This window comes from Mycobacterium neglectum (assembly GCF_002591975.1).
GTDB lineage: Bacteria > Actinomycetota > Actinomycetes > Mycobacteriales > Mycobacteriaceae > Mycobacterium > Mycobacterium neglectum.
In genome coordinates this window covers 1-9,267 of the sequence record NZ_NVQE01000085.1, presented here as the reverse complement: position 1 = coordinate 9,267, position 9,267 = coordinate 1, and the positions used below count along the sequence as shown (strand labels likewise).

7 protein-coding genes and 1 pseudogene are annotated in these 9,267 nt (G+C 66.6%); 4 read left to right on the top strand and 4 right to left on the bottom strand.

Annotation, left to right across the window (positions count from 1 at the left end; genetic code table 11):
* Positions 1–91: 91 nt before the first annotated feature.
* Together CSQ99_RS30230 and CSQ99_RS30225 are read right to left on the bottom strand one after the other, a co-directional pair.
* Positions 92–319 carry a hypothetical protein gene (locus CSQ99_RS30230; RefSeq protein ID WP_099042651.1) on the bottom strand — a complete coding sequence of 76 codons (228 nt, stop codon included), beginning with the start codon at positions 317–319 and terminating at the stop codon, positions 92–94.
* A 6-nt stretch (positions 320–325) separates the two neighbouring features.
* Positions 326–1,357, bottom strand: coding sequence for an ABC transporter substrate-binding protein (locus CSQ99_RS30225; protein WP_099042650.1), 1,032 nt, complete (start codon positions 1,355–1,357; stop codon positions 326–328).
* Between the two features lie 179 nt (positions 1,358–1,536).
* On the opposite strand from CSQ99_RS30225, the gene CSQ99_RS30220 reads away from it, so the two are divergent.
* Positions 1,537–2,169, top strand: coding sequence for a GntR family transcriptional regulator (locus CSQ99_RS30220; RefSeq protein WP_099042649.1), 633 nt, complete (start codon positions 1,537–1,539; stop codon positions 2,167–2,169).
* On the opposite strand, the pseudogene CSQ99_RS30215 reads toward CSQ99_RS30220, so the two are convergent.
* A pseudogene (locus CSQ99_RS30215) lies at positions 2,159–3,639 on the bottom strand (flavin-containing monooxygenase). The gene CSQ99_RS30220 and the pseudogene CSQ99_RS30215 overlap by 11 nt on opposite strands.
* 38 nt (positions 3,640–3,677) lie before the next feature.
* Positions 3,678–4,631, bottom strand: a complete 954-nt coding sequence (locus tag CSQ99_RS30210) for an alpha/beta hydrolase (RefSeq protein WP_099042648.1) — start codon at positions 4,629–4,631, stop codon at positions 3,678–3,680.
* Here CSQ99_RS30210 and CSQ99_RS30205 point away from each other — a divergent pair.
* From CSQ99_RS30205 to CSQ99_RS30195, 3 genes are all read left to right on the top strand, one after another.
* Entirely contained in the window at positions 4,594–5,367 is a 774-nt protein-coding gene (locus CSQ99_RS30205; RefSeq protein ID WP_099042653.1) for a lysoplasmalogenase, read from the top strand. The genes CSQ99_RS30210 and CSQ99_RS30205 overlap by 38 nt on opposite strands.
* 3 nt (positions 5,368–5,370) lie before the next feature.
* A complete protein-coding gene (locus tag CSQ99_RS30200; RefSeq protein ID WP_099042652.1) occupies positions 5,371–7,398 on the top strand; it encodes a primosomal protein N' in 2,028 nt (675 codons plus the stop codon).
* A gap of 36 nt (positions 7,399–7,434) precedes the next feature.
* Positions 7,435–9,267: DUF2207 domain-containing protein (locus CSQ99_RS30195; protein ID WP_425437899.1), on the top strand; the 1,833-nt coding region annotated here is incomplete at its 3' end.

Sequence of the window (9,267 nt, the reverse complement as noted above, 5' to 3'; positions counted from 1 at the left end):
CGACCTGGAAGCATTGCAACCGTCAATCAACCGATTGGCCACGGCGAAGTAACGCAAGCCCCCACGCGCTCATTATGCGTGAGGCACCAGCTCACCCTTCGCGCTCACAATTAGGTGAGGCACCTCGGGTGGCGCCGAGGTCCTCGTACGTGGCCGGATCGGCCAGGAGCTCGCCGGCGGTTTCCAGCGTTCGCAGCGGAGGTGGCAGGAAATCGGTTGCGGCCCAGAACAACTGCCAGACCAGTAGCAGTACCGCAGCTGCGCCGACGATGAGAGCCCCCCGAGACGCTGGGGGCAGCGGACGGTCGGCAGCTTTCATCGAGCGTTATTCACTGGATTCCGGCAACCGGGTGACGGCTCCTTGCGGCGCCTCGGTGAGTCCGCCCAGACCGGCTGCCGCAGCCTTCTGAATGAACGACTCGGCCGCCGCGACATCTTCATCGGTCCATCGCTTGGTGAAGTACTCACTTGTCCGGATCATCTCTTCGAAACCGGCTGCGACGTCCTCGCTCTCGATGCCGATGAGCTCGCCGAGCTCGCCGCTGGTCACCCGCGACGGGTCGGCGACGATCCAGTCGTACGCGTTGTTCCAGGCTCTCTGCACGCCCGCAGCCAGCTCGGGATTCTCCTTGATCCAACTGTCGTGCGCCATCGCGGTGATGTTCCACGACCGTCCGCCGGCAGCGGCTTCCCATTCCTGCCAGCCGGGGCCCCATACCGGCCGCATGCCGTACTCCTTGGCCGCGATGATGGTGTTGGGCTCGGCGGTGAACACAGCCTCCAGGTCACCACGGTCGAGCAGACGCAGCAACGCGGCCTCTTGGGTGAGTTGCAGGTCGTACTGCTCCTCGATATTCAGGTCGGCGAAATCGTTGAGCATGACCACCGCCGCCGTCATGCTGCCGGAGTCGAGGCCGTCGTGTCCGACGCGCTTACCGATCAGGTCCTGTTCGTTCTGGTACGGCGAGTCGCCCTTCACGACCATCGCGACATCCTGCACGGCCATCGGGAAGTAGGTGGTGACGTCATTGCCCTGGCTGCGCAGTAGCGCCGCGGTCAACGGGTCGCCGTCGAACGAGACGTCGGCGTCACCCTGCAGGAAAAACTGCACCGACGCGTCACCGGAGACCTCGAAGTTCTCGGCCGTGAACCCGTTGGCTTTGTCGAAGCCCTGGTCCTTGATGATCTTCAGCGCCATCGAGCTCAGTCCGCCTTCGAGCCCCTGCAGTCGCACCACCGGCGCCGCGTCGTCGGACGGGGCGGTCTCGCCGCTGCCGCCGCAGGAGGTGAGAGCGAGGCTCGCGATGAGCCCCGCGGCGATCAGGGTGAGTCTGTTTCGGGACAGTCGGGATGTCATGCGCGTGCCTCCAGAGGTTGAGGTTTCATATATGAAACCTCAGGTTTGATACATCGTGTGTTTCTTTGCAGTAAATTGTTCTCGTCGTTCGAATTCGAGAGGAGAACGCGCTGTCGACCGCATCGGCCGATCAACTCGGGTCACTCGGCCCCAGTCCGATCCATACGGCCTACAACACCGTGACCGATCGCCTTCGCGAGGCGATCATCTCCGGCGAGCTCGCCGGCGGGACTCGCCTGGTGCAGGCCGAACTTGCTCAGCGCCTGGCGGTCAGCGTCACGCCGGTGCGTGAGGCGCTGCGAAATCTGATGTCGGAAGGCCTGGTCGACTACAGCCCGTTTCAGGGAGCGACCGTGCACAAGACCTCGCGCGCGGAACTGGAGGATGTCTACGAGCTGAGGTCCGTGTTGATTCCGCTGGCCGTGCGCGAGGGCGTCAAGAACATCACTACCGAAGAGCTCGACGCGGCCGAAGAGCTTGCCCGCCAAATGGAATCCGCCACCGACCCGATCGCATGGGTCGAGCTCAACCGCGAGTTCCACAAGATCTTCTACGTGGCCAGTCGCCGCCCGAAGGTCTACGAGCTGCTCGCGCGGCTCGCCGATCTGTCATCGCTCTACGTCGGGATGTCCATCAGCGGCGACGCCGAGCGGCGCGCCCGCGGCGACGACGACCATGTCGAGATCCTGCGCGCGTATCGCTGCGGAGATGTCGAGGCTGCGACGCAGGTGACGCTCACGCACAATCTGGACACCCTCGACGTGGCCCGCGACATGGTCGAGGAGTTGGAACCGCCAACCGTCAAGAGCTGAACTCGTAATCGTCGAGCGGGAAACGGCGGGCCCGCCAGTACGTGTGGAGCGTGCTGGCCGACCGCAGCGGCACGTCGCCGTTCCTGTCGAAGTAGTAGCTCCTGGCGTCCTTGCAGGTGTCCTGCCAAAAGATCTGCCGGTGCCGCTTGCGCATCATCTCGGCGAAGTAGCGATCGTTGGCTTCCTGTTTGACCTCGACGCGGCGGGCCCGCTTGCGTTGAGCGTGCTTGAGACAGCGCACGATGTGATGTGTCTGCGTTTCGATCAGCGCGAAGTACGAATTTCCGACGTACCCGTAGGGGCCGAATACCGTGAAGAAATTCGGAAAGCCGGGCACTGCGACGCCCTCGTAGGACTGGAGCCGGCGCTCACTGAAGTGCTCGCTCCACGACCGGGCGTCCGACCCGGTCAGCGGAAAGGTGGGGTTGTCGTCGACATCCATCACCTTGAAACCGGTCGCCAGAATGAGCACGTCGACGTCGCGGGTCTCGCCGTCGACGGTCGCAACGCCCGACCCGGTGATCTTCTCGATCGGCTCGGTCACCAATTCGACGTTGTCGCGGTTGAACGTCGCGAGATATGTGTTGTGGAAGCCGGGTCGCTTACAGCCGACGGCGTAACGGGGGGTGAGCTTGTCGCGCACCTCGGGGTCGCGGACCTGCTTGCGCAGGTACGACTCGCCGAACTTCGACATGTTCTTGGCCATCGGATTGAGAGTGAAGTACTGCGCGGGCAGCGTGAAGGTGAGTTCGACGTAGGCCTGGCTGAGGGCGCGCTGCACAGCGTGACCTCCGGGGAGCCGCATCAGCCGCCGGGTCGTCGGTGACAGCGGCGCGTCGGGTTTGGGCAGGCACCAGATGGGTGTGCGCTGAAAAACCGTGAGGTGCTCCACGATCGGTGCGATTTCGGGGATGACCTGAACAGCCGAGGCACCCGTACCGATGATCGCGACCCGCTTGTTTGTGAGGTCTTGCTCGTGGTCCCACCGAGCGGTGTGCATCGTCACGCCCGCGAATGAGTCGACGCCGTCGATGTCGGGCATGTTGGGGGTGATCAGAACGCCGCTGGCGTTGACGAGGAACCTGGCGGTGACCGCGTCGCCGGTGTCGAGGTCGACGCGCCAAAGGTTCTCGTCATCGAGGAAGGCCGCTCCGAGCACCTTGGTGTTGAACCGGATCCGGTTTCGCAGGCCGTACTTGTCGACACAGCGCTCTGCATACGCCTTCAGTTCCCGGCCCTTGGCATAGGTGCGCGTCCAGTTCGGGTTCTTTCGAAGCTGAACTGGTAGGAGAACGACGGGATGTCCACGGCAATACCGGGATACGTGTTCCAGTGCCAGGTCCCTCCCGGCCCGTCACCTGCCTCGATCACGAGATAGTTGCCCATCTGCGCCTTGTCGAGTTTGATCGCGGTGCCGATACCGGAGAAACCGGCGCCGACGATGACGGTGTCGTAATGGGGCGCTGTCATAGAGCCTCCCGTCGTTGCGTTGCTTCGGTTCTACCACGTCACGGCGAGTGCAGCGCAGACCGCAGGGCGGACAGGCCGCTCTCGACTGCCTCGGTCGCCGCGGGCACCACTCCGTCGTACCCGGCGTAGCCGTGGACAAGCGTCTCGGCATTGTGCAACTCGACGGGTACGCCCGCCGCGGACAGCAGTTCGGCATACCGCACGCCGTCGTCGCGCAGCGGATCGTGGCCCGCGACAGCGATATAGGCCTGCGGCAATCCCGTCAGGTCCGCGGCGCGGGCGGGTGCCAGTGTTGGCGGCATGTCGGATAAGTCGAGATCGCCGATATACCAACGGGTGCAGCCCTTGCATCCGTCGGTGTCGAGGATCGGCGCGTTCGCATTCTCGGTGAATGACGGAAGGGAGGTATCGAAGGTCGTCGCCGGATACCACAACAGCTGAAACCGAATTCGTGGCCCGCCGGCGTCGCGCGCCAACTGCGAGACCACCGCGGCCAGATTGCCGCCCGCGGAGTCACCGGCGACGGCCAGTCGATCCGGGTCGCCGCCCAACTCCGCGGCGTGGGCGGCCACCCATTGCGTTGCCGCCCAGGCGTCGTCGACGGCGGCGGGGTAGGGGTGCTCGGGCGCCAGCCGGTATTGGATCGACACCACGATCGCATCCGCGCCCACCACGTGACGACGTGCGAAGCCGTCATAGGTGTCCAGATCGCCCACCGACCATCCGCCACCGTGGATGAACACCACCACCGGCAACGACAACGTCTCGCGCTCGGCCGCCGGCCGGTACACCCGGATCGGAATCGGACCGCCGGGGCCATCGATGACGCCGTCGATGCTGCGCACCTCGCAATGGACCTCGGCGCGGGGCAGATCGCGGAACCTCTGGCGCGCGCCTTCAACGCCTCCGTCAGTTGTCAACTGAAACGGGACGGCTTCCATTACCTTCAGCAGGATGGCGTCGACGGCCGGCTTGTCTTCAGCGACTGGCATGGGGACACGGTACGCACACCCGCGCACCAGGCTGCTGTGGGTGACGGCCGCGGTCGTCGGCGCCTGTTACGGAACATTTCTGATCGCGACGGCGGTCAGATTACCGGCGGGTGCCGAGCTGACCGGGCAGTTCGCGCTGCAACCCGCGGTCAAGGCCGCGACGGCAGTGCTGCTCGCTTTCGCCGCGCTGACGCATCCCATCGTTCGCGAGCGTCGCTGGCTGCTCGCCGCGCTGCTGTTCTCGGCCGCCGGCGACTTTCTGCTGGCGATGCCGTGGTGGGAGCCGTCGTTCGTGTTCGGTCTCGGCGCGTTCCTGGTCGCGCATCTGTGTTTCCTGGCCGCGCTGCTTCCGCTGGCGGCCCGGTCGGCGCTCCGACTGGCGGCCGCGGCGATCACCGTGCTGGCCTGCATCGCGCTGTTGGTGTGGTTCTGGCCGCGGCTGATCGCCGAGGGGATGGCCGTTCCGGTCACTCTCTACATCGCGGTACTCGGCGCCATGGTGTGTACCGCGCTGATGGCGCGGCTGCCGACGCCGTGGACCGCGCTGGGTGCGGTGTGCTTCGCAGTGTCTGACGGGATGATCGGCGTCTCCAAGTTCGTCTTGGGAAACGAAGTGCTCGCCGTGCCCATCTGGTGGGCGTATGCGACGTCGCTGCTGCTCATCACGGCCGGCTTCTTCTTCGGCCGCGCAACAGAGCCGTCTGTGTCGTCGGCACGGTCTGCTACATCTGCATAGGTGGTGACGGAGCTGAAAGGCCCGGCTCGGCCGGGCGCCGCCCGGCAGCAGGCCGAGCACGAGCCGATTGTGCGCGTGCTGCCGATGCTGTCGGTTCCGCACCTCGACCGCGAGTTCGACTACCTGGTCTCCGCAGACCAGTCCGACGACGCGCAGCCAGGCGTGCGGGTGCGGGTGCGGTTCCACGGCCGGCTGGTCGACGCGTTTGTCCTCGAAAGACGTTCAGATACCGACCATGTCGGAAAACTCGGCTGGTTGGACCGCGTCGTGTCGGCTGAGCCGGTCCTCACGCCCGACATCCGCAGGCTCGCCGACGCCGTCGCCGCGCGGTATGCCGGCACCCGAGCGGACGTGCTGCGGCTCGCCGTCCCGCCGCGACATGCCAGCGTCGAGAAGCAGAGCCCACCCGTGCTGACGCCGTTGACCGCCGAACCCGTGGGGGCGGTGGCGTGGACGGCATACCGGGGCGGCGAGCAGTACGTCGCTGCGCTGCACGAAGGACGTGCTGCCCGCGCGGTGTGGCAGGCGCTGCCCGGGGAGTGCTGGGCCGATCGTCTCGCGGAAGTGGCCGCGGTCACGGCGAACTCCGGCCGCGGTGTCTTGGTGGTCGTGCCCGACCAGCGCGACGTGGACGCGGTGCACGCCGCTGCGGTCGGACTTGTCGACGCATCACATGTGGTGGCGTTGTCAGCGGGTCTTGGCCCCGCACAGCGCTACCGGCGGTGGCTCTCGGTGCTGCGCGGCGCGGCCCGGATCGTCATCGGGACCCGCAGCGCGGTGTTCGCGCCCGTGGCGGATCTCGGGCTGGTGATGGTGTGGGACGACGGTGACGACACGCTCGCCGAGCCCCGCGCGCCCTACCCGCACGCCAGGGAGGTGGCGATGCTGCGCGCCCACCAGTTGCGCTGTGCATCGCTGATCGGCGGTTATGCGCGAACCGCTGAAGCCCAAGCGCTGGTGCGCAGTGGCTGGGCGCACGATCTGGTGGCCACCCGGCAGGAGGTGCGTGCACGGTCGCCGCGCGTGGTCGCGCTCGAGGACAGTGGATTCGCGCAGGAACGAGACGCCGCTGCGCGGACGGCCCGGCTTCCCTCGATGGCCTTGCACGCCGCGGGCGCGGCACTGAAGGCCGGTCTGCCCGTGCTCGTCCAGGTACCCCGCCGCGGCTACGTGCCCGCGCTGGCATGCAACCGCTGCCGCACAATCGCCCGCTGTCGGCATTGCACCGGTCCTTTGTCGCTGCCTGCACGGGACACCGCGGGCGCGGTGTGCCGGTGGTGCGGACGCGCCGAACCCGCACTGCGCTGCACCCGATGCGGCTCCGACGCCGTGCGCGCCGTCGTCGTCGGAGCCCGTCGCACTGCCGAAGAACTGGGTCGGGCGTTCCCCGGCGTCAACGTCGTGACGTCGGGCGGTGACGCGATGGTCGCCTCGGTGCCCGCAGAACCCGCCGTCGTGGTGTCGACACCGGGTGCGGAACCGGTCGCGGCCGGCGGCTACGGAGCGGCCATGCTCCTCGATACCTGGGCGTTGCTCGGGCGCCAGGACCTCCGGGCATCCGAGGATGCGCTGCGCCGCTGGATGGCGGCCGCCGCACTGGTCCGCAGCCGCGCCGACGGCGGGGTGGTCGCGGTGGTCGGTGAGTCGTCGATCCCCACCGTGCAGTCGCTGATCCGCTGGGACCCCGTCGGTCATGCCGATGCCGAACTCGATTCCCGCGCAGAGGTCGGCCTGCCGCCTGCGGTGCACATGGCGGCCATCGACGGTGCACCCGACGCCGTGCGCGCGATGATCGAAACCGCCGAACTCCCGGATAATGCCGACCTGCTGGGACCCGTCGACCTGCCACCCGGCGCACGTCGACCGCCCGGTACACCCCCGGAGAAGCCGGTCAATCGGATGCTGGTGCGCGTGCCGCGCGATGCCGGGTTACCGCTCGCGGCGGCGCTGCGACGCGCCGCGGGCGTCCTCAGCGCGAGGCGCGATCACGAGCCAGTTCGTGTGCAAATCGACCCCTTGCACATAGGGTAATGCGGGCAGCTTGGCTGCTGCGGACAGGAGGTTGGCGTGCGGCGCTTCTTTCGGATGTTGATTCCGTTGGCGCTCATCGCCGTTGGGGTGCTGTGGCCGGTGGTGATCCGCCCGTCGTCCGAGGCTTCCAACGCCTATGACCCGGTGGTCTTCAGCAACTACGACGTCGATCTCATCGTCAGCGCAGGCGGGCGCCTCGATGCGGTGGAGACGATCACCGCCGAGTTCCCCAGCGGTCGCCACGGGCTCTTCAAGTACTGGGCCGTCGACAACCAGAACGATCCGGGGGTGCGGCAGACACCGGAGGTCACCTCGATCCTGCTCGACGGCCAGCCGGCGCCGTACCAGATGCTTTGGGAGGGCGGTGAGCGATTCCTGGTCGCGAAGATCGGCGATCCGGACGAATATCTCAGCTACGGCACGCATGTCTTCGAGATCCGCTACAACATCGAAGGCGTCCTCGATCCCGCGAAGACAGGCGCTGACAGGACGTTCGCCGACTCGACCGGCGAAGCGGCCGAATCTCAATCCGTCTTCTACTGGAACGTCATCGCGCAGGCGTGGAACAACGAGATCGAGCGTGCCGACATCTCGGTCACGATGCCCGGTGAGATCGGCCGCGCGCAGTGCTCCGTGGGCTTCGGCGTCGGTCGGGCCTGCGAAGATCTCTCCGTCAGCGGCAACAGGGTCGACCTGTCGGCGACGAATCTGGCGCCACGGACCCCGGTGACGCTGCGTGCCGGTGTCGATGTGCCGACCCCGCCACGAGATGAGGTGCCGTGGTCGTTCGCGTGGGACCGGGTGCTCGGCCAGTCTGTGGGGGGCGTGCTGTGGGTGCTCGCACTCACCGTGGCGGCCGGACTCGGCGCAATTTTCTACTACCGCACCACCGTTGAGCCTTCGCCCGGATTCCCGCTGCAGTACGCTCCGCCGCCGGGACTGGGCCCGGTGCAGACCGAATACATCCGTACCGAGAGCGTGCCGAAAAATGGCCTGACCGCCACGCTTTTCTATCTCGCCGAACGCGGTCTGATCGATATGCGGCAAGTCAACGAAAAGCAGTGGACCCTCAAAAGCAAGGTCAAAGACTGGGGGCCGTGGGCCGACGTCGACAGCGTAAGTGTGGCCGTGGCGTCGGCGCTCAACGTGATGGGTCCCGGCAGAGAGTTCGAGGCCAAGAAGACCGTCTCAGCGGGGAAAAAGCTCAACAAGGCCAAGACGGATATGAACGCCGCGGTGCAGAAGTGGGCGTTCGACGACGGGCTGATGGTCAAGCGCAAGAAGGAACTGTGGGTGCGCACGGCCAACGCGGTCGCCTTCATCCTGATGCTTTTCGGCTTCTTCCGATGGGGATTTCCGACGACCATGTGGGCGCTGCCCTTCGCGGCATTCTTCCTGTTCTCCGCGGCGTCCTGGAAGGACGGTGTGGGCTCCCGGCGCACCGAAAGCGGCCGTGAACTATGGTCGCGCGCAGGCGGATTCCACCGGATGCTGACCACGGATTCAGCCGAGACACGCTTTGACTTCGGGGCCCGCAAGGACCTCTACTCGGCGTACGTCCCGTTCGCGGTCGCCGCCGGTGCCGCCGCACTGTGGGCGAAGAAATACGAGACGACGACGGGTACGGTTGCACCGCAACCTGATTGGTACGACTCGTCCTCGTCGAGGAGTTCGGGTTTCGTCGGAGGCTCCGGTGGACCGGACTTCGACAGTTTCGAGTCGGCATTGTCATCGTCGATCGGCGCATATACCGCGTCGCAGGCGTCGTCCTCGAGCGGCGGCAGCAGTAGCTCCAGCTCCAGCTCCGGAGGCGGGGGCGGGGCTGCCGGTGAGGGGGACGCCGAGTCCCCTTTCCCTATCACCCCCCGA